Source organism: Carnobacterium sp. (genome assembly GCF_045617425.1).
Taxonomy (GTDB): Bacteria; Bacillota; Bacilli; order Lactobacillales; family Carnobacteriaceae; genus Carnobacterium_B.
In genome coordinates this window covers 15,119-41,858 of the sequence record NZ_JAZLIO010000022.1, presented here as the reverse complement: position 1 = coordinate 41,858, position 26,740 = coordinate 15,119, and the positions used below count along the sequence as shown (strand labels likewise).

General features: G+C 34.6%; 32 protein-coding genes. 25 read left to right on the top strand and 7 right to left on the bottom strand.

The features are described from left to right. Positions 1-105 precede the first annotated feature (105 nt). Complete coding sequence (locus ACKI3H_RS11270; protein WP_407372343.1) at positions 106-1,128, bottom strand: Abi-alpha family protein; 1,023 nt, start codon at positions 1,126-1,128, stop codon at positions 106-108. 115 nt (positions 1,129-1,243) lie between these two features. Here ACKI3H_RS11270 and ACKI3H_RS11265 point away from each other — a divergent pair, with 115 nt between their 5' ends. From ACKI3H_RS11265 to ACKI3H_RS11150, 24 genes are all read left to right on the top strand, one after another. Further along, positions 1,244-1,567 carry an HNH endonuclease gene (locus ACKI3H_RS11265; RefSeq protein WP_407372342.1) on the top strand — a complete coding sequence of 108 codons (324 nt, stop codon included), beginning with the start codon at positions 1,244-1,246 and terminating at the stop codon, positions 1,565-1,567. Positions 1,568-1,704: 137 nt separating this feature from the next. Further along, positions 1,705-2,022 (top strand): hypothetical protein, encoded by a 318-nt coding sequence (locus ACKI3H_RS11260; protein ID WP_407372341.1) that lies wholly within the window; start codon positions 1,705-1,707, stop codon positions 2,020-2,022. Beyond that, positions 2,015-3,664 (top strand): terminase TerL endonuclease subunit, encoded by a 1,650-nt coding sequence (locus ACKI3H_RS11255; RefSeq protein ID WP_407372340.1) that lies wholly within the window; start codon positions 2,015-2,017, stop codon positions 3,662-3,664. Before ACKI3H_RS11260 ends, ACKI3H_RS11255 begins: the two co-directional genes overlap by 8 nt. Positions 3,665-3,779: 115 nt before the next feature. After that, entirely contained in the window at positions 3,780-4,907 is a 1,128-nt protein-coding gene (locus ACKI3H_RS11250) for a phage portal protein (protein ID WP_407372339.1), read from the top strand. Next, on the top strand, positions 4,894-5,634 hold the full coding sequence (locus tag ACKI3H_RS11245; RefSeq protein WP_407372338.1) for a head maturation protease, ClpP-related: 741 nt from the start codon (positions 4,894-4,896) through the stop codon (positions 5,632-5,634). The genes ACKI3H_RS11250 and ACKI3H_RS11245 overlap by 14 nt, the downstream gene beginning before the upstream one ends. Position 5,635: 1 nt before the next feature. Next, entirely contained in the window at positions 5,636-6,835 is a 1,200-nt protein-coding gene (locus ACKI3H_RS11240) for a phage major capsid protein (RefSeq protein WP_407372337.1), read from the top strand. A 26-nt stretch (positions 6,836-6,861) separates the two neighbouring features. Then, positions 6,862-7,050 carry a hypothetical protein gene (locus ACKI3H_RS11235; RefSeq protein ID WP_407372336.1) on the top strand — a complete coding sequence of 63 codons (189 nt, stop codon included), beginning with the start codon at positions 6,862-6,864 and terminating at the stop codon, positions 7,048-7,050. Between the two features lie 11 nt (positions 7,051-7,061). After that, positions 7,062-7,349 (top strand): head-tail connector protein, encoded by a 288-nt coding sequence (locus tag ACKI3H_RS11230; RefSeq protein WP_407372335.1) that lies wholly within the window; start codon positions 7,062-7,064, stop codon positions 7,347-7,349. Continuing rightward, positions 7,327-7,680, top strand: a complete 354-nt coding sequence (locus ACKI3H_RS11225) for a phage head closure protein (RefSeq protein ID WP_407372334.1) — start codon at positions 7,327-7,329, stop codon at positions 7,678-7,680. Before ACKI3H_RS11230 ends, ACKI3H_RS11225 begins: the two co-directional genes overlap by 23 nt. Then, positions 7,680-8,015, top strand: coding sequence for a hypothetical protein (locus ACKI3H_RS11220; RefSeq protein WP_407372333.1), 336 nt, complete (start codon positions 7,680-7,682; stop codon positions 8,013-8,015). Before ACKI3H_RS11225 ends, ACKI3H_RS11220 begins: the two co-directional genes overlap by 1 nt. Next, positions 8,015-8,452 carry a hypothetical protein gene (locus ACKI3H_RS11215; protein WP_407372332.1) on the top strand — a complete coding sequence of 146 codons (438 nt, stop codon included), beginning with the start codon at positions 8,015-8,017 and terminating at the stop codon, positions 8,450-8,452. The genes ACKI3H_RS11220 and ACKI3H_RS11215 overlap by 1 nt, the downstream gene beginning before the upstream one ends. A 6-nt stretch (positions 8,453-8,458) precedes the next feature. After that, a complete protein-coding gene (locus ACKI3H_RS11210) occupies positions 8,459-9,112 on the top strand; it encodes a hypothetical protein (RefSeq protein ID WP_407372331.1) in 654 nt (217 codons plus the stop codon). 18 nt (positions 9,113-9,130) lie between these two features. Then, entirely contained in the window at positions 9,131-9,478 is a 348-nt protein-coding gene (locus ACKI3H_RS11205) for a hypothetical protein (protein ID WP_407372330.1), read from the top strand. 50 nt (positions 9,479-9,528) lie between these two features. Then, the gene (locus ACKI3H_RS11200) at positions 9,529-9,669 is read left to right on the top strand and encodes a hypothetical protein (RefSeq protein ID WP_407372329.1); all 141 of its coding nucleotides are present in this window, start codon (positions 9,529-9,531) and stop codon (positions 9,667-9,669) included. Between the two features lie 36 nt (positions 9,670-9,705). Then, positions 9,706-14,007, top strand: a complete 4,302-nt coding sequence (locus ACKI3H_RS11195; RefSeq protein WP_407372328.1) for a phage tail tape measure protein — start codon at positions 9,706-9,708, stop codon at positions 14,005-14,007. Then, positions 14,000-14,710 (top strand): hypothetical protein, encoded by a 711-nt coding sequence (locus ACKI3H_RS11190; protein WP_407372327.1) that lies wholly within the window; start codon positions 14,000-14,002, stop codon positions 14,708-14,710. The genes ACKI3H_RS11195 and ACKI3H_RS11190 overlap by 8 nt, the downstream gene beginning before the upstream one ends. Then, entirely contained in the window at positions 14,711-18,718 is a 4,008-nt protein-coding gene (locus ACKI3H_RS11185) for a tail fiber domain-containing protein (RefSeq protein ID WP_407372326.1), read from the top strand. Further along, on the top strand, positions 18,718-18,861 hold the full coding sequence (locus ACKI3H_RS11180; RefSeq protein ID WP_407372325.1) for a hypothetical protein: 144 nt from the start codon (positions 18,718-18,720) through the stop codon (positions 18,859-18,861). The genes ACKI3H_RS11185 and ACKI3H_RS11180 overlap by 1 nt, the downstream gene beginning before the upstream one ends. A gap of 1 nt (position 18,862) precedes the next feature. Next, positions 18,863-19,105: a hypothetical protein gene (locus tag ACKI3H_RS11175; protein WP_407372324.1), complete on the top strand. Its 243-nt coding sequence runs from the start codon at positions 18,863-18,865 to the stop codon at positions 19,103-19,105. Positions 19,106-19,189: 84 nt separating this feature from the next. Then, positions 19,190-19,798 (top strand): hypothetical protein, encoded by a 609-nt coding sequence (locus tag ACKI3H_RS11170; protein WP_407372323.1) that lies wholly within the window; start codon positions 19,190-19,192, stop codon positions 19,796-19,798. Positions 19,799-19,912: 114 nt separating this feature from the next. Further along, positions 19,913-20,383, top strand: coding sequence for a hypothetical protein (locus ACKI3H_RS11165; protein WP_407372322.1), 471 nt, complete (start codon positions 19,913-19,915; stop codon positions 20,381-20,383). Positions 20,384-20,471: 88 nt separating this feature from the next. After that, positions 20,472-20,849, top strand: a complete 378-nt coding sequence (locus tag ACKI3H_RS11160) for a hypothetical protein (protein ID WP_407372321.1) — start codon at positions 20,472-20,474, stop codon at positions 20,847-20,849. A 9-nt stretch (positions 20,850-20,858) separates the two neighbouring features. Next, complete coding sequence (locus ACKI3H_RS11155) at positions 20,859-21,221, top strand: phage holin, LLH family (protein ID WP_407372320.1); 363 nt, start codon at positions 20,859-20,861, stop codon at positions 21,219-21,221. 1 nt (position 21,222) lies between these two features. Then, positions 21,223-22,005 carry an N-acetylmuramoyl-L-alanine amidase gene (locus ACKI3H_RS11150; RefSeq protein WP_407372319.1) on the top strand — a complete coding sequence of 261 codons (783 nt, stop codon included), beginning with the start codon at positions 21,223-21,225 and terminating at the stop codon, positions 22,003-22,005. Positions 22,006-22,019: 14 nt separating this feature from the next. On the opposite strand, the gene ACKI3H_RS11145 is transcribed toward ACKI3H_RS11150, so the two are convergent. From ACKI3H_RS11145 to ACKI3H_RS11135, 3 genes are all read right to left on the bottom strand, one after another. Beyond that, positions 22,020-22,616, bottom strand: coding sequence for a hypothetical protein (locus ACKI3H_RS11145; RefSeq protein WP_407372318.1), 597 nt, complete (start codon positions 22,614-22,616; stop codon positions 22,020-22,022). Positions 22,617-22,695: 79 nt separating this feature from the next. Next, entirely contained in the window at positions 22,696-23,007 is a 312-nt protein-coding gene (locus ACKI3H_RS11140) for an ssDNA-binding protein (RefSeq protein ID WP_407372317.1), read from the bottom strand. A 91-nt stretch (positions 23,008-23,098) separates the two neighbouring features. After that, positions 23,099-23,356, bottom strand: a complete 258-nt coding sequence (locus ACKI3H_RS11135; protein ID WP_407372316.1) for a hypothetical protein — start codon at positions 23,354-23,356, stop codon at positions 23,099-23,101. Between the two features lie 353 nt (positions 23,357-23,709). On the opposite strand from ACKI3H_RS11135, the gene ACKI3H_RS11130 reads away from it, so the two are divergent. Beyond that, positions 23,710-25,011: a glycoside hydrolase family 73 protein gene (locus ACKI3H_RS11130; protein ID WP_407372315.1), complete on the top strand. Its 1,302-nt coding sequence runs from the start codon at positions 23,710-23,712 to the stop codon at positions 25,009-25,011. A 79-nt stretch (positions 25,012-25,090) separates the two neighbouring features. On the opposite strand, the gene ACKI3H_RS11125 is transcribed toward ACKI3H_RS11130, so the two are convergent. The 3 genes from ACKI3H_RS11125 to ACKI3H_RS11115 form a co-directional block, all read right to left on the bottom strand. Then, the gene (locus ACKI3H_RS11125; protein WP_407372314.1) at positions 25,091-25,309 is read right to left on the bottom strand and encodes a DUF3006 domain-containing protein; all 219 of its coding nucleotides are present in this window, start codon (positions 25,307-25,309) and stop codon (positions 25,091-25,093) included. Continuing rightward, a complete protein-coding gene (locus ACKI3H_RS11120; RefSeq protein WP_407372313.1) occupies positions 25,310-26,149 on the bottom strand; it encodes a ComEC/Rec2 family competence protein in 840 nt (279 codons plus the stop codon). It lies immediately after the preceding gene. A 104-nt stretch (positions 26,150-26,253) separates the two neighbouring features. Continuing rightward, entirely contained in the window at positions 26,254-26,487 is a 234-nt protein-coding gene (locus ACKI3H_RS11115) for a hypothetical protein (protein ID WP_407372312.1), read from the bottom strand. Between the last annotated feature and the right edge of the window lie 253 nt (positions 26,488-26,740).

Below are 26,740 nucleotides of genomic sequence, written 5' to 3'. Positions count from 1 at the left end.
AACGATAAAAGAGCAACAGCTTAAATGCGGTTGCTCTTTCTTTATTGAAATGACTTACAAAATAAAAAGTTGTAAGTCTTGGCGACCAAGTTATGTCCTATATTTTTATAATGATTCGAAAGGCTCAATATGAGCATCCTGTGGAACAACTCTAAACGAAGATTCATTTTCAGATGTTGGAAATAAGATTGATTGTTTATTTTCAACTAACTTTACTATAGCTGACCCGAAATCAGTCAATTGATATACCTTAATATTAACATTAGAAAAAACGTCGTCAAAATGTTCGTTTAGTTCCTTCTCGTATTTAGAATAATAACTGATATCTTTAATTATTATATTAATTAATTCTTTAAGCATTTCTGATCCGTATACTCCTACTGTATCATATTGTGTCAAAGAGAATTCAGATATTATATTTAACTTTGTTAATATTCCTAATGAATTATAGTTGCTATTTGTGTCCATTGAAAATATAGATGGGCTATTAATTTGTGGAATGCTATTAATATCTTCTGTTTTAATATACATGTTAAAAGTTGGGAAATCTGAATCTAGAGAAATTTGGAAATACTTATTGTTTATGGGTTGCCCAAAGCTCTTAGAATAAAAATCAACTGTAACTTTAAATTGAATTCCTAAATGACAATTTAATTTTTTTAAAAGTTCAGCTTCTTTGCTGGTTAATTGTTTTATTGTTTCGATATGCAGCGGATGAATATTATCATGTAAACTTTTATTAGCTGTACCTGCTAAAATTTTAGCAAAGTAACTTCTAACATCATCAACCTCTAAATAGAGCTTAGCATTATCCATAATTAATGAAACAATATGTTTATCAGGAAGTGATAAATTGTCATCTTCAATTTTTAATAAGTTTTGTAATATTTCTTTTTTAAATAAACCTATATTCTTTTCTTGTTCAAGTTCATATTCATAAATATTTAACTCATTTTGGTTTTTTAACTCTAGTTTCTTTTTTTCTAATTCTGATTTTGATCCAAAAGTTTTATAAAACCAATTATCATAAATGGTTAAAACTGGATTTAAAAAATTCCCACCAGCATTTCCAGCTAATGCTGATGTAAATGGAATAAGAGCATTTGTTACAAAAAATTGTGGATCCATAGTAAATCGTCTCCATTCGTTTTAAATTATCATATCATAAATCAAATGTTATGATAGGGGTTTATCATATTGATAGTTTGATTCATTGTTTCTTTATATTAAGGGGATAAAAAATATGTTAAATGATCTAATAGAAAAAGCAAAATTAAGAACAAATAATGATGTATATGCAGATAGATTGGCACGTAACAATTTTTATCAATCTCAAACGTGGCGCAACAAACGTAAAGCAATATTGAAGCGAGACAACAATGAATGCCAAGTAGCCAAGTCAACAGGAGGAGTTGATAAAGATAAATTGATTGTCCACCACGTCAAACCGCTGGAGTACTTCCCTGAGCTAGCGATGGATGATAGCAACCTGATTACGGTTAGTCATCGAGTGCACAACATCATACATGGATTAAAAGTCGCTAAGTTCAACGATGAATGGTGGTAAATGAATAAAAGTTAGAAGATTTTTTTCAAGAGATGCCCCCGTAAAAAGTTTTGGGAATTTTTATTTCCTTCTTCAGCGGGATGGTAGACGGCTCTGGAAATAAAGAGTAAAAAATATTCGCGAGGGGGGTGTTATGGGTGAAACAGATTCCAATTTCTCAATTAGAAAAATATATGTTGGGGTTAGTGAATGAATCAAATTTACTAGATGTGAACAAGGTTTATCGTTATATTCAACTAACTAAAAATCACAGAAAATTACAAACGTTGATTAATAAACAAGGTGTGGTAGATTCAGTTGAAAATCAGCATCAAAAGTATGCAAAACCACACTTTGCTTTAAAAGAAATGAGAGAAATTGAGAAAGAATTGAAAACGATTGAGGATTCACTCATAAAAAAGACACCCTCGAAATCAAATTCAAAACCGGAAAGAAAACCGTTGATTGATGCTTAGTCAAAAATATGTAGACGAATATATTGATCTTTATGAAACAGGCGCGATCAAACTCAATCGTGATCGCATAGATTTATTAAACTGGATAAAAAGAGTAGTATTGCCTCACGAAAATTTCTATTTTGATGAAGTGCAAATTGAAAATTGTATTTCATTCATAGAAAAATATCATTTTAAAACTGAACCCTTTCAAAAACTCATCATCGCTTTTGTTTTTTTATTCGACTTTGAATTTGATGAAGTTGTTTTTGATGAACATTTCTGGACATTTGCTCGTGGTGGTGGAAAGAATGGTTTGATTTCTGGTCTAGCCAACTATTTTATTAGTGAGCTTCATGGGGTTGACTACTATAACGTAGCGATTACGGCCAACAGTTTAGAACAAGCGCAAAAATCATTTGACGATGTTTATAAAATGCTTAAAAGGAATCCTGAATTAGAGGATGAGGGGTATTTTAAAAAGACTCAAGAAGAAATTGTTGGATTAGATACAGACAGTGTCTTGGTAACTCGAACAAGCAATGCAGACACAAAAGATTCATTTGCCGATGGTGCTTTGTTTTTTGATGAAGTCCATGGGTATATGACGAATGACATTGTCGAAGTACAGACCAGCGGACTTGGAAAAGTTCCGTATGGCCGTACTTTTTTTGTTGGTACAAACGGATTTGTCCGTGATGGTGTTTATGATCAATTAATAGAGCGCTCAAGACTTATTTTAATGAGCGATGAATTAACTGACACGATGTTTCCTTTTATTTGTACTTTAGATGAAACTTCTGAAGTAGAAGATCCAAAGAATTGGGAAAAAGCAAACCCGATGTTTTGTGAGCCAATGTCTCCATATGCTAGAAAATTATTTAATCGAGTATTGAAACAGTGGAATCGATTGAAAAACGGCGTGGGTGACAAAGCTAAATGGCTAGTTAAACGTATGAACATCCAGGATGTCAAAATGGTTTCAAACGTTGCCAGCAAAGAAGAAATGAAAGCTACAAATCGTGAGTACGGTAATCTATCCGGGCTTCCTGCTATCGGCAGTGTCGACTTCTCAAGTGTAAAGGACTTTACAGCAATGGGATTATTGTTTAAACGCAATGAAGAATATATATGGAAGTCTCATACATTTGTATTCAAAAAATTTTTAGAAACTGAAGCCATTCCCGCTCCGATTGAACAATGGGAAAGAGAAGGGCTGCTAACCATAATAGACGGTGACTCCATCACTGAGGAGCAAGTATTGAATTGGTTCCTGGAACAAAGAAAACATCATGAATTTGACACGATTGTAATTGATAATTATCGTGCATCGACTTTGAAGCCTGTTTTAGAACGTGGCGGATTTAATGTCGAAACTATTCGTCGTTCCCCTGGTGTGCAGGCAACTATAGGAACTACGATTGAATCTTTGTTTGCACAACGTTCATTAGTATTTGGTACTCCTACCATGATGAACTGGTACACCAATAATGTATATGTAAGACGTGATAAAGATGGTAATATGCGTTTCGAGAAAAAAGAAGAAATTAAACGGAAAACAGATGGGTTTATGGCTTTCATTCATGCGCTGCATACCAGTTTGAAAGTATTCCCTGAGATAAATACTCAAAGCTTCGATTATGATGATACTTGGATTTTTTAAAAAAGGAGATGATAATCCAATTGCTGAACATATTTCAGATACGCTTGATTTTTAATTGTTTTTATTAAGTCGATTAAAACTAGTCGGCTATTTTTATACCTGAAAGGTGGTGATTATGATTGGTGTATTTAATTATTTAAAGAGTCTGCTACCAGGTTATTCTCAAAGCGAGTGGGGAATTTTGGTTGATGATTATGAAAAAGTTCATTTAAAGCAATCTGCTTTAGATACAGTTTTAGGAAGGATTACAGCAAGTGCATCTCTTGTTGATTTCAGAACTAAAGACAAAGAGCTCTCCTACATTTTGAACGTTGCACCAAACGCAAATGAAAATGCAAAAGATTTCCGAACGAAGTTGTTACGAACAATGATTCTGGACGGCGAAGTCTTAGTGGTCCAGTTGAACGACAAGTGGTATGTAGCGGACGGGTTCTCTGTCGATGACAAGGTGCTAGCTGAAAAAACGTACAGCAATATTTTCATTGATGGTTTGAGCTTAAAAAAACCATTTATTGCTAGCGAAGTTTATCACTTCAAATACCATAATTCGAAATTAAGTAAATTATTAAAAGAGTTGGATAACTCATATGTAAATTTATTTAGTCAATTACTATCTGTTCAGATGAGGCAAGGGCAACTAAGAATTTATGCTAAATTCAAAGGATTTTCGGACCCTAATAAAAAAGGTGAAGAAGAGAAGAAATTTAAAGCTTATCTAAGCAGTTTATCTGAAGCGTTAAAAAATAATTCCGTAGTCGTTTCAACCAGAAATGATTCTTACGATTTAGAAGAAAAAACAGACAATTATCTAGGTCGTTCAGTTGATGAGCTGCAGAAAATGGAAAATATTTATATAGCGAAGGTGGCAAATGCATTGCAGTTGTCGCCTCTTTTATTTACTGGAGATCTAGCAGATGTCGAGCAGCATGAAAAGAATGCAGTCAAATATGCGATTCGTCCTCTATTTGAAATTATCACAACTGAAACCAACAAGAAGTATTTTGGACGTGATTACGAAGCGGACTTGGTTGCCAACGTCACGCCATTGACTTATAACAACGAGTTTGAGATGGCTAAGGATATTGAAAAATTGGTTGGTAGTGCTGTATTTACACCGGATGATGTGCTGGAAATGCTAGGAAAAGAACGAACCGGACTTCCAGAAATGATGCAACATTATTTAACCAAAAACATGGAAGCATTAGATATGAGAGGGGGTGAGAAAGAAAATGCCGAAAATTAAAAATGTCCCGTTTGAATTTACAAATGAATCGAAAGACGGGAAACACATACTCACTTTAAGCGGAACTATTCGGCAACGGTACTGGGATGATGATAAATCAATTGATGCAGAACTAGTGAGTGATTCATTAGATGGGGTCACAGATGATATTGTTATTTATTTAAATTCAACTGGTGGCGATGTATTTCAAGGGATTGAAATTTACAACTATTTAAAAAACCATTCAAGCCACATCACAGTTGAAGTAACAGGAACCGCAGCAAGTGCCGCCACATTTATTGTAGCTGGTGCAGATGAAGCCATCATGAATACCGGAACATCATTCATGATTCACGAAGCAAGTTCTTTTGCTTGGGGAAATAAAGCAGATTTAAAGAAAACATTGAATGCTTTAGAAACTATTGATGAATCCATTATCTCTATCTATACAGAAAAAACGGGTCAATCAAATGAACAATTGACTGACTGGATGGAAGAAGAAAAATGGTTCACTGCTGAAGAAGCCGTTAATTATGGTTTTGCAAATAAAGTGAAAGAAAAATCTAAGAACATTACTGATCAAATTGACATCGTTGCAATGATTAATCAATCAGTAGCACAAGCTATGGAACAATTTAGTGCGAAAGCTACTAGCAAAAAAAATAGTGTTGAAAAACCAAATGAACTGAAAAATGAAAAACCAAAACAGAAATCACTTTTAAATAAGTTGAGAAAAGGGGAACAATAATATGCCATTAAAAATTACAGACAAAACTGCAGATGCTCGTTTAGCGTTTAACAACGTTTCTACAAAAGAGGATGCAACACCTGAACAAGTAAATGCCGCAATGGAAGCTTATATGACTGCTATCGCTGAAGATGCTGGAAAGCAAGTTCGTGATGAATACGAAGAACTGAAAAACGTAAACGACAATAACATTTTACAAGCACGCGGCATTCACGTTCTGACTGCTGAAGAAAACCAATTTTATAACGAAGTAACAAAAGCTGGTGGATTCCAAGAGGACGAGGTTTGGCCAGAAACAATTCTAGAACGAGTATTTGACGACATTCAGGAAGACCGTCCATTATTAAAAATGATCACTTTTTCTCCATCAACTGCTAAAACAAAAGTTATCCGCGCTCGTCGTAAAGGGGTTGCAGTTTGGGGAAGTCTACACAAAGATTTAGAAGGGCAATTAGATGCGGAATTTGGAGCAACTGAATTTACTCAACTTGCTTTGACAGCTTATTTCCTAATCTCAAATGATACATTAGATCTTGGACCACGTTGGGTAGACCGTTTTGTTCGTTTATGTCTTCAAGAAGCAATTGCAGAAGCTTGGGAAGCAGCCATCGTTTCTGGTGATGGAAATGAATCTCCAATTGGTTTGTTAAAAGATTTAGACGGGTCTGTAGTTAGCGGAGTTTATCCAGATAAAACTTCTGCAGGTACATTAACTTTTGCGGATGCACCAACCATGGTCAAAGAATTGGCATTAGTCTTAAAATCAGCTTCAGAATTTACTCAAAAAGTTGGTAAAGATGACACTGGTAAAAAGAAATATCGTAAAGTAGCTGGGAAAGTTCATTTAATTGTAAACCCAGTAAATTACTATGACATTTTAGCTCGTGTGACTACTCAAAATTCAAATGGTGCTTTTGTAAGTAATCTTCCGTTTATTTCGCAAGATAATATCATTGAATCTTTAGAAGTCCCTGCAAATAAATTGATTGCCTTTGTTGAAGGTCAATATGATGCAACTCAATCTCGTGCTGAAAAAGTATATGTCTATAAAGAGACATTCGCTGTAAAACGTGCAACGCTTTATGCAGTTGATCTTTTAGGTAACGGACAACCAGCAAATAATGATGCTGCTAAAGTTTACGATATCGCCATTCCTGTTGAAGGAGTAACATCTGAAACACCAGTAGTTCCAGCAGGATAATAAAAAGATAATAGGAGGAAATGATGATGGCTAAATTCAAAGCAGATATCAAATTCAGAGGTATAAAGGAAAATAAAGAATTTGAAAAAAATGAAGAGTTCGAAATGACAGTCAAACGTGCTGAAGAAATCGAAGCTAATATCAAAAAAGAGCACAAAGATATTGAACGTGTTATGACTCGACTTGATAAAGAAGATCCAGAAGACAAACAATAGGGGTGGATTAAATGGACACTCTTGCTCTAAAAGAAATGAAAGATTATTTACATGTCGTTACAGATGATGATGACAAAAATTTAATAGCCCTATCTAAAATGGCTCATTCCACTTTAAAAAGATGGTGTGGGTCGTTTGATTTAGATAATGAAGAAGGAAAGCAACTTGTTTTCGATTATGTTCGCTATATGCGTGCCGGAGCAAGTGAGTATTTTTATAAAAACTTCGAGTCACAAATTCAAAGTTTTGGTTTTTCATTAATGGAGGTGCCTGCAGATGATGAGGTTCCTGAAGGATAAAGAGTTAGTTGAAACAGTTTATAATGATGGGACTCTAGAACTAAAAGCCAAGGTGCCATTGGAAGATGAATACGGTACGCCGATACCTGGTAAATATACGTACGAATCTAAAATGAAATCTTGGTGGAGAACACTTGGGATAACTAGTCAAGAAGTTATTGATGCTAAAAGTATTAATCGTGAGTTAACTAAAAAAATAGGCGTTACTGGTAATCAAGAAATTGATTCTCGGTGGCGTGCTTTTATCGGAGATAAAGAATTTGAGATTTTTCGTTCTTTTTACAATTACAAAAATGATGAAATGGAAATCAGTTTGTTGGAGGTGGATTGATGAGTAAAAAGAAATTGATATTTGATACTGTAAAAAGTCTAGGTATTGAAATTAGTTACAATCAATCCACTTCTGATACTTTACCAAAAATTGTTTACTCTTTTGTATCCAGCCGATCAACAAGATTGAGCAATAAGAAACACGATAAACATGTCCGCTATCAACTCATGTATTACGCACAGAAAGCTTTAGATGTAGAAACGGATATTAACTTGTTAGCAATCGAAAACGCTCTAGAAGAGGCAGGATTGATTACTACAGACTGGATGGAAATATCGGATGTTGATTCGGATTCCGAGCTTGGCTATTTCAATTATTTGATTGAGGTGATTTAATGAACTCTTTTGGATTTGAAGGTATTGTACAAGATTTTAGTCAGTTTGAGGAGAACGCGAATCAAGCTCAACCTGAAGTAAGAAAGTATGCTATCAAAATGCGTGATCAAGCACGCTCGATTGCAAAGTCAAAAGGTTTGGCAAAATCCGGAGCTGGAGTTTCAGGTATTGAAGTAGAAGATAAAATAAATGAAGTCCTTGTCGGTTGGAGTCAACGCCCGAATTTTCACTTGTACTTTCATGAGTTGGGTTTTCATGCATTGGATAATCGCAGAGGGAAGATACGAGTTAGAAGAAATAATGACAATCGATCTCGTATCTACGGTTCTGCTAAAGCAACGTATGTAGGTCCTAAACCACATATGCGACCAGCTTTCGATCAATTAGAACCAGAATTTTATAACACAATACAAAACACATTAGAAAAAGGAGTGTAGATTTAAATGGCAAAAACATCAACTTATACAAAGCAAGCTTTACTGAACGGAGCAGGTAGTCTCTACTTGCAAATGATTACAACTGAAGAAACACCTTCTACTCCACCAATTTATGACGAAGAGGTATTTGAAACTCCATCTTTAGATAATTTGAGCATGTCTTTAGAATTAAATGAAAAACAAGTGTGGTTATCAAACAAGATGCATAGTGATTTGTCCAATGTTCGTTTGGCAACTATTACAGTAGCAGCCGGATATTTCCCTCGTGGATTTGCAGAAGAAGCACAAGGTATGGTTAAAGTCGGTGGTGGTTGGTCTATGCCGACGACTCCAAAAAAAATACCATTCCGTTTAGCTGTTCCATTCAGTGATGAAAATGGGGATGAATTAATCCTTAATTTCCCTAAATGTACGTTGAGCCCTTTGGATATTAGTGGTGAAACGAAAAAAGAAGACACGACTGAACAAATTCCGCAATTTGTTATTAAGTCAGTTGCTCCGGATTACAAAGGAGATTTAGCAAAAGAATTTGTTTACCACAAATTGGATTTAGCTGATACTGAAAACAAAACAAAATATGATCGTGATTTGTTATTGATTAACGGCTGGTATGACGATACGTCATTAGCTTTAAACGAAAAAACTCTTCCAGCAGGATAATAGATAGGAGAATGAACGATGTCCGTTTTTGCAAAAAGTCTTAGAACGTTTGAATCAAATATTACTGGAGAAACGAAAGATTATAAAATTAATAATGCAGTCTGGTTATTATTGAAATCAAAATATAAACTAACTCAGACACAATGGGCGCTTGGCTACGAAAAAGAAGAGGTACTCTACGGTGTCAAATTCGTTGTTTGCGTACTAAAGGCAAACGGTGTAGAGACCACTGAAAAAGAAGTGTCAGAAAATACAGATGCGGTCGATATCATGAATTTTACCGTTGCTTATCAAACGGCTATGATGTCTGATGAAAATGATTCAGATGATAACGAAGAACAAGAGGAAGATGAAGAGGGGAAGTAGAGGAGCCCGATTGGGACTTCCTCTACTTTTTATCTAAAGAGTTTTTCCACATGACTTCCAACGAATTTATGTATGATCATGATCAGTCTACTATTGTCGATTTATTGAATAGACACATGGAATTTCATGGGCTAGGAGAGAAAAAAGAAGAAAAAAATAAAGTTTCAAACCCGAGAGAATTCTTTTTATAGAATTCTCTTTTTTCGTATGCAAGGAGGTGAAAATATTTGGCATTAAGAAAAGCCGGAATTAGTTTAACGTTAGAAGGTCAATCAGCTTATAAAGCAGGGCTAGCAGAAATTAACCGAGAGCAACGTCTAATGGCAGAGCAATCTAAGCTAGCTGTAGCTCAACTAGGAACACAAGCGAGCCGGCAACAAACATACTCAACTAGCATGGATAATTATTCCAAACGGATTCAGTCAGCTGCAGATAAGACGGAAATGTTTAAAAATAGACAGAAAGAATTACCTGGTATTCAGAATCAAATCAGCAAAAGCATTAAAGATACAAATTCAGCCTATCAGGATTCGGCTAGAGAAACGGACCGTTTAAAAAATAACTACGATCAGATGCGCAAAGCATTAGGTAGTAATAACGAAGAAACTCAAAAAGCAAAAGCAGCTTATCAAGCTTCTAAGGAAGAAACTAAATTCCTTGGGACAGAAATTAAGAATCTTGAAAAAGCCTACAACAGCAATGAAAAAGAGTTGTCTAACTTACCTTTCAGCCTAAACAAAGCAGAATTAGCCACTCAACAACTTCGTAACGAAGCACAAAAGCTACACGATGAGTATCGTAATGCTGGTGGAAGACTAGCCGAAACAGCAGAAAATTATCAGAAGTTTGGAAATACAATGACCAATGTCGGCGGTCAAATGCAGAGCATCGGTGGTAAATTAACCACAGGAATAACACTTCCTCTTGCTGGTATAACTGCTGCAGCATTAACTGTCGGAATTTCTTTCGAGAAACAAATGAGTCGAGTTGGAGCAATCGCTGGAGCTACTGCTGATGAATTGAAACAACTAACTGATCAAGCAAAAGAATTAGGTGCTTCAACGGCTTTCAGCGCAAGTGAAGTAGCAGCTGGAATGGAAAACATGGCTTCAGCTGGCTTTGCAACCACTGAAATACTTGCAGCTATGCCAGGAGTTCTGGATTTAGCTGCTGTATCTGGAGGAGACGTCGCTCTAGCCTCTGAAGCTGCAGCAACAGCTGTAAGAGCATTTAATTTAGAAGCGAGCGATACAGGTCATGTAGCAGACGTTTTTGCAAGAGCCGCTGCAGACACAAATGCAGAAGTGGCGGATATGGCTGAAGCAATGAAATATGCTGCTCCAATGGCTAATACATTAGGAATGAGTATTGAAGATACTGCTGCGGCCATTGGAATAATGAGTGATGCCGGGATCAAAGGTAGCCAAGCTGGTACTACTTTACGTGGTGCATTTACACGACTTGTGAAACCAACTAGTAAGGCTTCTGATGCGATGACCGAATTTGGAATCCAAGTGTTTGATTCGCAAGGTCAAATCAAACCTATGGCTGAAATTGTAGCAGAACTACAAGATTCTCTTACTGGCATGACTAGCGAGCAAAAAGCTTCTACACTTGCTACTATATTTGGTCAAGAAGCTATGTCTGGAATGATGACATTAGTTGAAGCTGGACCAGATAAAGTAAACGAATTGTCTACTAGTCTTGTAAACTCTGCTGGTGCTGCTGATGAAATGGCTAAAGTTATGCAAGACAATGCGGCCGGTGCTATTGATGAAATGATGGGTGCTTTAGAAACTGCAGGTATCGAAATTACTCAATTATTAGCGCCAGTTATCAGAGATTTAGCTGAAGATATTACTGAACTAGTAGGAAGTTTCAGTGAATTAGATGATGAAACGCAACGAAATATTATTAAATGGGCTGCTCTTGCAATGGCAGGTGGTCCAGTATTATCTATGCTAGGAAATATTACAAGTGGATTTGGTGTTGCAAGCAAAGGGGCAAGTGAGCTAGTTAGAATTTATGGAAAACTGACTACACCTAAACTGGCGAGCGATATGACTACTTCGTTTACTGCAGTAGCCGGTGGAGCAACTGGTGCTTCTACTAATATTGCAGGTTTAATTGGCACGATTGGAGGACTTCCGGTTGTTCTTGGAGTTGCTGGTGCTGCATTACTTGGGTGGACCGCTTGGAAAGTCTGGGGCGAAGATGCTTGGAATGCGTCCGAACGAACTAAGCAGTGGGGGACTGATGTAGGAGAAACAGTTGATGGTCATTTAAGTAAAATGCAAGAATTGACTCAAAAAACATCGGGTCAATTTGAAAATATGACTTCAGGATTGAGTACAAATAAAAATCAAATGTCTAGTGATTTTGTAGAATTAGGTCAAACTATTGAATCTAGTTTGAATGAGCACATTACTAAATTAGATGAATTGATGGCTAACCTTCCCGAAACAGTTCGTACAACGTTAACGGAATTGTTATCCGAAGACAAAAAGAAAGCTGAAGAGTCTTTGAAAATAGTTTCAGACAACAACAAACGTATCCAAGAGATTAATTCCAGGGCGGCCAAAGAAAATAGAAGTGCTACAATTTCAGAAAATCAAATCATTTTAGATTTAAATAGAGAATCAGCTGAAGCTTATGTTAATACACTTCAGGTTTCTCAGGAAGAAAGAAATAATATCTTGAATGCTATGAATGGCGATGTCGAAAAATCAACTAAGGAACAAGCCACTTCTTGGGCTAAAAGTTTAGCAGAGCAACGTCAAGAAATGAAAACCCACTACAATGAACAAAAAGAAACATATTTAAGCTCTCTAAAAGAACTTGGTTACAGTCCAAAAGCTATTGAAGAACAAGCAAAGATATGGGATAAAGCTAACGAAGCAACCACTCAAGGGATTGATCAACAACTAGCGATAATTGCTGCTAAATACCCTGAAATTGCTAAAGAGATATCTTTGACCAATGGACAAACCATTGATTCTATGGGGGAACTTGGCGAGCAACAAATCGCCGAGAATGAAAAAATCGTCCAACGTGCAGGCTCTTTATCAAAAGAATTAGCAGGAAATGCTGAAGAGAATGCTAAAAAACTTTCTTGGGTTGCTGACGAAAGTGAAGCAGGGGCTAAAACTTGGAATAATATTATTTTAGATCCAAAAACTGGTGAAGTAAAAACAAACGTACGAGAAGAAGTTATTAAAGCAGGTGAAGATGTTACTTCTTGGAATGAAATGAGATTCCAACTTCATAATGCTGATTTAAGCTCAAATGCTAAGTCAATCATTGGAGAATCAGCTATTGTTAACGGCTGGTGGGATGGCATGGCTTGGGATGATAAAGCTGTTATTTTAGAAGACGAGTTTTCTCAAACAACTTATAAAGCTTTAGAACAGTCTGGTAAATGGAACGAAATGTCGATAGAAGAAAAAACTGCGATTATGTATTCCAACACACCAGAAAAAATGACAGAAACTTTAGCTTATTTAAATCTTTGGGAAGAATTTGAACCAGATATTAAAAAAGTGGATGCAGATAACCAAGGTTTCATTCAATCAATTATGGGTTCAGAAGAAAAAATGAACTATTGGAGAAGTATTCCTGATGATGTAAAAGAAATCATGGGAGAAAATTATGACTTATTAACAACTATATTTCAATCTGAAGATGCTTATAACAATTTTAAATTATTATCAGATGAAGAAAAAGTTTTCTTAGGTGAAAACTCTGACTTAATGAGTACCGTACTACAATCAAAAACAAATTATAATAACTGGGTTTCGATGCCAGATAATGAAAAAAGACTTTTGGCAAATAATGTAGACTTAATGACAAAAGTTTTTTCTTCTCAAAAATCCTATAACGATTGGAGAAATCTCCCAGATACTCTCAAAAAAATAAAAGCAACAACAAATGTGCCTGGCGTATCTGAACAATCAATTGGAGCCTTAAATAAAGTACCAGGTCTTAAACAGGTAGACATTTTAGCTAAAACAAATGCATGGGCGACAGCAGATAGTGCAATAAGAGCGATCAATAGAGTTCAAGGAAAGACTGTAAAGATCACAACTCAATTTGAAACGATGGGTAGTCCAGCGGGAGCAGGAATTGGAAAAGAAAAAGGAACTAACTACCATTTAGGCGGCCCAATGATTGTGAACGACCAAAAGGGACCCACTTATAAAGAGATGATCACTTTTCCAAATGGAAAATCATTTGTCCCGGAAGGAAGAAACATCTTAATTCCAAATGCTCCAAAGGGAACCAAAGTGCTGAAAGCTGCATTGACTAAATCACTAGTTCCTAGATATGAAAAAGGTATCGGATATGATGAACTATCTATCAAAAGTGCTGGTTCTCAGCCTGCAGTTAGTATAAATATTGAAATCAATGATCCAGTAGTACGCGAGGAACAAGATATTAATAAATTATCTAATGCGGTAGTTGAGAAAATAACTCTTAACACCAAGCTTAATAATCTATTTAACAAAGGAAAGGGAGGTGCCTATGCCTAAGTATAATGAACTCATGATAAACGGACGGTCTACTGGTGACCTTCCGTTTTTTTGTGGAGTAGAAGAAAATAGCGCTCCAACAAGAGCCGAAAAGAAAAATAAGTATCATGATTTGGATATGGTAAATAGTGTTGCAGTTCAAACAATCGAAGCTTGGTCTTCCGTAACTAAAACGTATCAGTTTTATCTACATGATGCTACAAAAGCTGATATTAGAAAACTGAAAGCTTTTGTTGGATACTCTGGATGGTTTACTCCTTTTGACGATCCTGATATCCGATATGTATTTGTAAATGCTGATTTTAACTCTGAACCATTAGATGAGTTTAATGGCTACACCGTTACAGTTACTTTCACTTGTGAACCATTCGAATATGAAGCCGAAAAAGTAAGTACTTTAGGAAGCTCAATAACAAACCATACAACTGCTCCTATGTATCCAAAATTAGTCATCACTGGAAATGTAGCAACTAGTACTTTTTTACAAATTGGTAGTCAGCGTATGACTTTTCCAAGTGGAATGGATACTAAAGTAACGATTGAATGCAAACATGGACTGCAGAATGTATTTGATAAAAGCGGAAATGCAATCAATAGTAAAGTGAGAGGTCCATTCTTTGAAATTGAACCAGGAACAAATCTCGTGACAAAAGGAACTGGAATAACAAACATCCAAATCACTGAAAGATGGGGGTGGTTGTAATTGTTATATTTGTATCCTAAAAACACAGTCGATTTTACGAATAACGGAAATCCTATTCGTTATTCGTTTGATGAACATGTTGTTAGGGATGAGGGTTTTTATTTATCTTTTAATCTTCTCCTGGACAAAGAGGAAGACTACAAAAAAATAAAAAAAGAAATGATCATTAGCGCTGATACTCCGGATGGAATAAATCAGTTTAGAATTTATGATATCAAAAATAAAAGCACTACCGTTGAAGTGACAGCAGTTCAGTTGATGTATGACTTTGATAATAAAGAAATCAATCCTTTTTCGTTAAAGAATGCGACCGGTTCTCAAGTGATAAGTCGATTCGAAAGTTCTTTTAAATCAACATTAGGACAGTTCACAATGGATTCATCCGTTACTGAAACGCACGATTTCACTACAAATGATGAAGATGATGACATTCCAAGCCATAACGCTTTAGAAATTTTAAATCGAATAACGGATCGTTGGGATAGCGAGCTCATGTTGAATGGTTTTGATATTCGAATGATCAAACGTCTCGGTGCTAAAACTGATGCGTTATTGTATGAGAAGAAAAATATTAGCGAGTTTGAAGATGCTTCTTCGGTAAGTGGAATGATTACCAGAATTCACGCAACAAGTAAATTCACTCCTGAAGGTAAAGAGGATGAAGTTATTTTATCTGTTACCGTTGATAGTCCGTTGATCAGTGAATATGCACAAATATACGAAAAGTCCTATGTCAATAACGACTGCAGAACTGAAGCTGAATTAATTGCCTGGACGAAATTAAAATATAGCACTGAAAACGTTGATAAACCAAGTCGCTCTATAACGGTTTCGACCAATATTATTGACGGTACTGAAATTAATTATGGTGATGATCTTGTATTAAAATACTTGGTACATGATGTCGATGAAATTATTCGATGCGTTGGTTATGATTATGATCCTATTAAAAACATTTACTACAGCGTTACTTTAGGAGATTGGAAAGATTCTTTTTTAAACACAGTAACAAGCAATATTATTGATAATACTAACAAGCAACTTAATCAAATGAAGAATAGCGTTACTTATATTGCTATGTCTGCAAATGGGAAAAATCGAAATGCATATGGTCCTGATCCGGTTCCTAATCCAATAAATGGTGACAATTGGTACTATTATGAATTTGATAGGCCAAATGATGTTGAATTAAGAATATTTCAAGATGGTTTTTGGGTAGTAATTGATTTTGCGATGAAAAAAGAAGTAGAAGCAGTACTTGATCAAGCTGATCTCGACCGTGCCAAAGCGGAGCAAGATATCAGTCAAGCCCTCCTTGATGCCAAAAACTACACTGAGACAAAGGCTAGAGAGTTCGATAACCAATTACTCATTGTTAATCAAAACCTAGTGACAGCTACTGATTCAGCTGATGCAGCAGTGCAAAAAGCAGATAAAGCAATTGAAGATGTAGGATTCATGAAAATTGATGTCACTACAACTAAACAAACAGCTATTGATGCATTAACGCAAGCTCAAACGGCAACAAACAATGTAAGTACGTTGTCATTTAACATTGATGAATTAACTAAAACAGTTGGTTTTAAAGCAGAAAAAACAGTGGTGGATGCTGTCACTAAAAAAGTAGATCAGCATACTTTAGACATTACCGCCAATGCTCAGGCTATTAGTGCAAGGCTTACTTCTGCACAGGTTGATAGTTTGGTTACTGGGAAAGGGTATGTAAATCAAGCTCAATTAACTGCTACATCTTCACAGTGGAATTTAGCATTGACACAAGTTAGTACTGATTTGAGTAACGTTAATGTGGGTGATAGAAACTTAGTACTTGCATCTAATAAACCAGTAAAACCGGGAACAGGGTACAACTTTGCCAATTACACGTTATCAGAAAATTGGTCGGTTGGTTCAGAGTATACCGTAGTTATTAAAGCTGATTTCAAAGCTGGAAAAGACATCGGGGTTTACTATAACGGCGGAACTTCTGTGTTTAAAAGAATTCAATATGATGTGGTTAAAGGGGTGTATATCGGAACAGGTACAGTAACCACTGCAAACCTAGGGAGTACAACTGTATTAAATAAAGTATATTTATTTCAATTTCCAAATGATTCATTCGCTTTAAACGTTGAGTGGATTAAAATAGTCAAAGGAAATAAAGCTTCTGCAGATTGGACACCAGCACCAGAAGATTTGACTACACTTGAACAATTTACTACTCTGGATATCAAAGTGAACGGAATTCAAACTACTGTAGGCAATAAAGCAGAACAATCTCAAGTCACGCAACTGGCCGGACAGATAACGACTAAAGTAGAATCATCAACTTACAACTCAAAAATGACTCAACTAGATAGTGCAATCAACTTAAGGGTTGTTCAAGGTGATGTAACGGCTGCTATATTAGCAGATAAAACGATTAAAGATACAAGAGCAACTAATGAAACTCCATTATGGTATTTTACGAATTACCCAAAACAAACAGTTGAAGAGTTTAAACAACGAACTACAATGGGTGTTACCGGTTCATCTACCTATGGTCAATTAACTACTAAAGTCTTATGGAATAGTACAAGTGGAGGATCAATCACTCAAGCATTTTCATCATCTGATGGTGTGTTTCAAAGGCAGAGCGTTTCTGGGAGTTCTGCAGCATGGGGGAATTGGGATAAAGTTGCTGAAGCCGGAAAATTAGTTGCTCAAATAAATCTATCTAGTGAAGGTGTATTAATTCAAGGGAAAAGAATTCAATTAGATGGTGATGTAGCTATGAACGCTGCATTTGTGACAAGGTTAGATGTTTTAGCTTTATCCGCTGTCTACGCAGACATTGCGACTCTTAAAGCTAGAGTACTAACAGCGAATGTTATTACGGCAGATATGCTACAAACTAATGTTTCAATTATCAATAAACTTTTTGCTACAGATACGATGGTAACAACTTTGACTGCTAAAACATCATTTATAAATTCAGTAAAAGCTATAGATATAGCAGCGGACAGAATTACTACAGGTAATTTAAATGCGGCAAATGTAAATATTATTAATTTGAACGTCTCTAAGATTGTCGGTTTGAATAGTAGTTTCATTCAGTCGAATTGGAATGCGGCAGCTGGTGGTGGTGTTAGTATCGCAGGTGGCGGAGTTGTAACAACTGCTTCTGATGGAGCGCAAACCTTGCTTCAAAATGGTGTGTTATATGTTAAATCTAAATCCGGACAAGGTTTAGGAACCATAGGAGCAGCCTTAGATGGTAACGAAAACTTATTCTCAATAGATATTGTCAATAACCAATCCTTTACTATTCGTTATCAAACAGCAACAGGTAGCTCAACTTACAAAGATATCATTGGTTATTATGATTATCTAGGTACTGTAGTAATTAACAATGCTACCCAAATTAATGGCTGGTTAAGAATGAATGGCGCCTTAGACATGCAGCAATCAGATATTTTAGCAGCAAGATATATTACAGCTGGGGTATTACAAACCGGAACTATCGGAAGTATTTTGAACGATGGTAATAGGATAGCTGCAAAAGGAATATCCGGTGTATCACTTGGTGTAGGTGGTCAAGTAAATGGTGGGTTTTCTAGGATTTTCTGGCTAGATGGGACAACTATATATGCAGAGAAAAATTTGTCTATGCAAAAGAACACCATCACCAATCAATCAGACAAAAGATTAAAGAAAAACATTATTACTTCTTCCAGAAATGCTATGGATTCAATACGCAATTGGAATTTTGTAGATTATGAATGGATAGACAATGAACAAAATAAAGATGTTCAATTCGGCTTAATTGCGCAAGATACACCTGAATTAATGACCTATGGTGAAGAACATGATTTTTATAGCATTGACACTGGCAGACAGATTATGTTGAACAGTAAAGTCGGTCAAGAATTAGTTTTACGAACTGATAAACATGAAACAAAGTTTACTGAATTAGAAGGAAAATACGAATTGTTAAAACAAAAAATAGAGAAATTGGAGAGTGAACAATAATGAACGAAAAAGCAATTAATACAGTTCTTACAAACTATGCGGTTGAAACAGCTAACTTGAGAATTCAAGTAGCTACTTTACAAACAGAATTGGAAGATTTAAAAGCTGTTCAATATAAAGTAGAAACAAAGGAGAAAAAATAATATGTTAAAAACAACAAGACAAATCACGTTAACAGGGAGCTCAATGATCAATGACCAATCGGTGGTTAATTTAACCGCCACTATTCCTAGCGATACAGGTGTTAGTAATATTAATCAATACGTACAGAACTCCTCTTTGTACGAAGCTAATAAAGCACAAGTAAGACGCGACATTGCTGGCTTCACTGCTCAAGTGTATGAAATTGAAGATGAGATTGTGGCTGAAGCTGAAATAGTTGGGTAAGTTTAGAACTATTATAAATAGTATTGATTTTTAATAAAATAACCTCCATAATAAAATTATTAACATATAAATGGAGGAATTAATTTGAAAAACGAATTTTTAGAGCAAGAATTGCCACTTTGGGAAAAAATGATAAAAGAAATTTTTGAGAATAGCGAACCTCACAATAAAGAGTGGAATGACATTAATCAGATTGTGCAAATTTTAAATATGATAGGAGCAAACGATGCGCATAATCATACATTTTTACCTACAGGAGGTGGGAATGATTTGCACGGATGTACAATCTCAAATGAAGAGAATTGTATTGAAATGAATTTAGACAACATCCCCACAATAGTAAAACCTAAAAGATTAGTTTTTACTTGTTATGAAAGTTCTAGTTATGAATGGGCGTTTTTTTATCTCGAAATTGAAGAGCTGAAATCATCAGAAGTTTACAACACAAATTTTGAATTTGAAGAACTTGTAGAAGTGAGACCAAAAGAATATGTAGATAGAAGTATTTGGGATTATAATCGAGATTCATTACCTAAAAGTGCTCGAGTAGTTGTTAGAAACTTTTCAGGCAATTTTGCTATTTTTTCAAAAGCGTCTACGTATAACAGGATTGGTGAAACTTACGACGCTAGACATAGTGGAATGGGGTATGAAGGATTTAGGGAATATGTACGACCTGCAGCGGAAAATTAAATTTTGCATTACTAGAAAGGTACTCTCCGGAGTATCTTTTTTAATTCTGTCAAAAACTTAAATTAAAACTAATTACTCCGATATAAATATTATAAGAGTTTTGGAGGAGTTAGTTTGAGAAGAGAGAATATATCCAAAGGAATTAAAGGTATTAGAAATAAAAGGAACTATGATTTAACATCTATTGTTAATGATATGAACGTATACTACTCTAATAACGATTTTACCAATAAAGTATTATTAGAAAGATTACATCAGCTAAGAGTTGATAAATTATATATGGATTCTTTTCAGGGAGGAATTGTAGGACTTTTAATAGGAGCACTTGCTATGGATAGTGATACAGCTACTTCTATTAGAGTACTAACGAAAGAAGCTTTTTCCACTAGTAAATTTGGCGGATTTGTAATGATAGTTGCATTTTTAATAATGCTTCTAACACTTGCTGGTGTATTATTAGGCACAATATATTTTATTAAATTCACGTATTACAAATTAGTGAAAAGTGATGTTGTAGGCAATTTTCTTGATGAAAAAGAGGTAGAAATAATCAAACAAATATTAAATAATAGAATAGTATCATAAGTTAAACTAATGATATGAATATCACTACTAAAAAGAGTAACCAAAAATGGTTGCTCTTTTTAGTTTGTGAAAAGGAAGGTGATGGAATGTGAAAGATGTCAAAGCACCCAGCTTAGAAAATCATGAAATTAGAATTTATAAGCTTGAACAATCAAATGAAGATATCCAAAAGAATATAAAAGAATTAAAAGATTCAGTTTTAATTAACCAAGCTCAATCAGCAGAACGTTCAAAAATCATGATTAGTCAAAATGAAAGCTTAATGAAGCAAAATGAACGATTATCAGAGCAAATGGGAAATGTCTTTAGTACCGTAACCAGAACTAGAGAAAAAGAAGCTGAACGGTCACAGGAAATGAAAAAATTGAGCACAGATACTCGTATGAAGTTAGCTACTATGATTATTGGAGCAGGTAGCGTTGGGTATTTGGTTATTGAAACATTCTTAAATCTAATCGGAAAGTAGGAGATAAATATGGAACAAATACAAACAGCTCTTATAGGAGCATTAGGAACTATCATAGTAAGTTTAATCGGAGTCATTGCCAAAAAGGTAGTGGCTTTTTTAGATGAAAAAGGAATCAATGAAAAACTTAATCGTAAACAGTATCTAGTGGACATTGCTGTTAATGCTGCTGAACAGATTTGGCAGAATGAAGATGGTGCAATCAAATTAGCGAACGCTCGAAAAGAAGCGATTAAATTATTAAATGAAAACAAAATCAACATTACAGATGCAGAATTACAAAACTTAATCGAAGCATCTGTAAAGGCAATGAATGATGCATTTAACAGCACTAAAGTTGGAGTAATTGAATTGAAAGAGGAGGGAAAATAAGATGACAATCAAATCAGTATGTGAGGCTAATGGTATTAAAATTACCGATCGTCGCAAAATTTCTATGGGAGGAGGTTCCAAACGAAGCAAATCAAAAGTGACACATATCGCTCGTCACCATTCAGGTGTAAATGTGGATCAAACGATGGAAATTTTAGAAGGTTTTTGGAAAAATACTCACAGCTGGACTACAGGTGGTTATCATGTAGTCATTCATTTTGATGGTTCAGTTGACTGGAATTATGATTATGATGTTATTTCAAATGGAGTAGGTGACCATAACTCATATATCTTTAATATTTCTGTTTTAGGTAACGGTAAATTTACTGCAGAACAAGAAAGAAGTTTTGCTATAATCTGCAATGAAGTTCAGCGAGAGTTGAATATTCCAACTAACAAAGTTTTAGGCCACAAAGAATTTAAAGGGCATGAATCAAATGCGTGTCCTGGTATTGATATGAAAATTGTGAGAGCAGCATTGAACAAAACGATTGAAAATAAAAATGAAGATAAAGAAAGCGGGGAAACTACAGTGGCTAAATTAGGTAAAGAAACAATGAAGTGTATTAATCATTTAACAATTTACACAAAACCAACTAGAGATTCTAAAGTTCTTAAAACAAAAGCAAAAGATAGTAGTATGTTGATTGAGGGTTATGTTTATGGAGAAGCGGTTTATGGCCACAATATCTGGTGGTATAAAGTTGAAGGTGGATTTGCTTTTTCTGGCGATTTTGTACCAGAAATTGACCAATTGTATTTAGATAAAAGTAATAATTCATAAGGCACAACAAAACCCTATCTCTTAATTGAGCTAGGGTTATTTTTTTGTTTTTCGTTAAAATTACGTATTACACCTTCAGCGGTCCACATTAATTTTTGGGACAATAATTTAGGGTCGACTTCTGCATTTATCGTTATTGGACCAATTGGACGATTATTTATATCTACGCTAGCATAACCAATAGAATAACTTTCAACATCAGTAGTAACGAATTTAAAGTTAAAGAAAATCTCACTAAATTTAAATTTTTCATCGTTTTTAATTAATTCTTCGTAGTTATTCTCCAATTTTTTTAACGTATGTTTATGTAATAATTGTCCTTCATGAAACATTTTACACCTAATTAAATAAGCAACAGTTCCGTCTAATTGGTTCATAGCCACTCCTTTAGGTGGGTTTTCGTATGCGAAAATGTTTTCATTATACCATTTAATATACCTGTCTCCAGTTTCCATTCTTTTTAATTGACTGTTCGAGAATTCAATTTGAGCACAAATATCGGGTATAGAAAGGGCACAAAAAAAAGCAGCTTTAACAGCCTCTTTATCTAATGCGTCTCTAATTGTATCAATTACATTTTGTAGAGAAACGACTAAGTCTTTTTTTGCCAAAGGACCTTCACTCCTTAAAATAATATTTATTATTCAATATATTTAATTTTAAGCGTATTATTTAAAAAAAGATACTTATTTAAAACATACTTTTCTTAAACGGTAGCCGTCTTCCTTTATAATCCCATAACTGCCCCAAAAGAGTAGGTTGGCTGTCTATTTTATACTCTTGAATAATCAATTGTTTACGATCATTAATCGTATAGCCAACTGTTAAACCAGTACCTTTTTCGACTTCATAAACAAACTGAAAAGCTTTATTTCCACCAATCAATAAATTTCGAATCTTGCCATTAACATCTAAAGCGATGTAGCAAAAAGGGTAGCCGTGTTTAGTGTTGATCACTTTTACATCTGAAACTACTTTTCCAGTCATCATAGCAGCATCCATAATTGTTCATCCTCCTTCAGTAAGTCTTCTAACTCGTCTTCAATAATTAGTAATGCTGATTCACTCAAACCCCAAATGTCATCCACAATCATCACTCCTCTTCTATAGTAATAATGAAAGCATTGAATCCAAAAGGCACGCCATCCAGTCTGTATTTTCCAATTTCACCCATGCGAATTGTCTGTATCATAGCTGAGTACTCGATATTATAATCTTTAACTTCTTGGTGAGAAATGTTATCGAGTATGTAATCGGAAAGTTCTCTATCTGGATATTCTTCAAAAATCATTTCTTTTTCGTTTATCATCATATAGTTCTTATTAAATTCTTGAATCTTCATTTTTTTCATTTCGTTCACCTCGTGTTTATTATACGAACAAGTGTTCGTTTTGTAAAGTAGAAGAGTACATAATTACTTAAAATAAATTGACTGAATATCAAAACGTTCATTTTTTTGAATTTTATTATAAATTGTAGTAATAAGCGTATAATCGCTTTGGTGTAAACCTTTAGTTGCTAAATGTAAACCAATGGTTGCGTTACTTTTAATGAAAAGTAATAGATAATTAATCTATTAAATAAAAGGAGGTTGTAGTGTTTGTTGATTTTAAAAAATATAGACGCAAGTTATCAAAATCTAAAATAAACATAGTTATAAAATTGGTTTTTAGATAGTGGATTAAAAATAAGGGAGTGAATTTTTTGAAAAATAAAAGATTTTTTACTATTAGTTTATTAGCGTTAATCGGTTTGATATTTACTTTTGAGGGATCATCTACAGTTTTTGCAGAAACAACAGATAATAATAAGGCTGTATTAGAAAATGATTACATAGGGCCAGGTTATTACGATGAAACAGTTAATACTAATAAATTTAAAACAGATCAAAGTAGAAGTGCCAGTACAAGTAATTTTCTTGATACAATAAAAAGTGGAGCAATATCTGGTTGGAAAAAGTATCAAATATTACCTTCCGTAACTGCTGCTCAAGCTATTTTGGAAAGTGATTGGGGTAGATCTGGTTTAGCAACTACCGGAAATAATTTATTTGGAATTAAGGGTAGATACAATGGGCAATATGTCTTATATCCTACCAAAGAATATATAAATGGAAATTGGGTTACAGTTAATGCTGAATTTAGAAAGTATCCTAATTGGGCAACTAGTGTAGAAAATCATGGAGAGTTTTTCCATCAAAATTCTCGTTACTCTAATTTAATAGGTGTAACAGATTATAAAAAAGTAGCTAACTTATTGCAACAAGATGGCTATGCAACTGATCCTGCATACCCAAGTAAATTGATTAATTTAGTAGAAGCTAACGGACTACAATCATGGGATGAAGAAGCTTTCTCTGGTGGTGTACCAAATAATTTGGCAGATAATGATATTATAAGAATTAAGCCAACAGCCTCTAAATGGAGTAAAAAAACACAAACAAAAGATGCTCCATTTGATACTGTGGATAAAAGTGTGCGTTTTAAAGTATTACAAAGAAGTGGAGTGTTACTTAACATTCAAACACTTGATGAATCATATGGTGGATGGATTTATGATTGGGATGCTAATTTGGTAAGCAAGACAAGTACTAAAGCTGGTCAAGTAATAAAATTTACTGATACTGCATCTGCATGGTCTAAGAGAATTCAAGAAAAAAATGCTCCTGTTAGTGCTGAAGATAAAGGGAAATACTTTGAAGTGTTACAACGATCTGAATATATGTTAAATATTCAAGCGGTAGATGGATCGTTTGGTGGGTGGATATACGATTGGGATGCTAGAGTAATCGCACCTACTGCAGCAAAAGTAAATGATAAAGTAGTATTCAAAACTTCGGCGAAAAGATGGTATAAAAGAACAGATACCTTCGAAGCTAGTGTAGATACTAAAGATAGAGGTACAACTTTTGTGGTCTTAAGACGAGATGGCAATAAGCTGAATATTCAAGCAACTGATAAGAGCTATGGTGGCTGGGTATACGACTGGGATATGGATATCAAATAGCTGTTGTAAAAAATATAAAGAAGAACCCCGCTAAAAAAATTCTTAGCGGGGTTTTTTATACACTAATGTTAAAGTTTTATTATTCTTCCTCAAATAGTTCTTTCATCAAATCTTCTATTTCAGTGCGTAATTTATCAGTACCAGCTTTATCAATAGTAATCGAATCTCCATCAAAAACAAGTAAATCACCGACATTACTATCTTTAGGTAATATATTTTTTGGGATGTCACGCATTTCCGAATCAAATTCTATTACCGCTAAGTCACCCTCAAAACGATCGATAACACCTTTTTCCATTTATTTCACCATCTTTACTGTAATTTTTGAACCATTGGACGTGAAAATTACATTACCAGATTTATCAGTTCGGTAAACGGTTGATTTAACAGCCTTTAATCTATTTAAAACATCAGAAGTAGGATGACCATAACTATTTTTGCCTACAGAAATTACAGAATAGGTAGGTTTTGCTTTGCTTAATAGTTTAGCAGAAGTTGAGTCCTTTGAACCGTGGTGTCCAACTTTTAAAACATCAACTTTAGGGATCAAATTTTTTGCTAGCATATCTGTTTCGGCTTTTGCTTCAGCATCACCCATGAACAAGAAAGACTTCTGATTATGTTTAAGATGTAAAACGGCGCTCCAGTTGTTTAAATCGCTTTTAGCATAGGTTTTTACTGGTGCAATAAATTTCAATGTAATATCTTTTGCTACTGTAGGAATTTCAAGACCTTGTTTAGCAACAGTAATTTTCAGTTTTTTGTTTTTTACTGCTAACAGAAAATCTTTATAAGCTTGAGTCGTATGGCTAATGTTTGGTGCATAAACTTTGCTTACTTTCATATTCTTGATAACATAAGCTAACCCACCAACGTGATCAGCATCAGGGTGTGTAGACACAACAGCCGTTAATGATTTAACTTTATACTTATTTAAATATTTGACAATTTCAGGTCCTTTACCTTTACCACCACCATCAATTAAAATATTTTCATTAGGTGTCTGGATAAGTGTGGCATCACCTTGACCAATATTTAAAAAATGGACCTGTACATTACTTGCAGCTTCAACATCTTTAATACCAGCAAAAAATAAAGCGAATAGCAGAACAAGAGTGATTACTCTTATTTTCTTCATAGATACTCCTCCAAGTAATATAATGTATACCAATCAATACGTTTTCATTCAAGAGTATACGTTATTTTTTTAAAAGAGTATAGCAATATTTTAATCAATAATGTTTAGAAGAGTGGAGTATCTAAATCTTCGTCAAATTTAAGCCACTTTTTAATCCGATGCATATCTCTTGTATGAGAATCAGCTATAGTTTTTGCTAATTCAATCGCAAAAGATTCATCAGGACAGGAATAACTTTTTTCTAATTCACGAAAATTTAAACTTAAGAAACATAGTCCTTCAAATTCATATGCTTTTACAACAAAACCCTTATTGTAGTAGACAAATAAGATATTCATAATAATCTCCTTTTTCATATGATGATTATAATATCCGCAAACTATTTTAAATGCTTTTATTTAGTACAAAAAAATAACCCTAGGATTTTTTCCAAGAGCTTTTATCACAATACCTAATAGTCCGCCATTTGTTTTAAAAAAAGTTCCCCCAAAAACTCCCCCAAAGTTCCCCCAATTTAAAAGAAAAACATGGACTTGTATGGAAGGGTAGATAAAAAAGAAAAAGCCCGAAAGGCTATTACATAGCACTTTC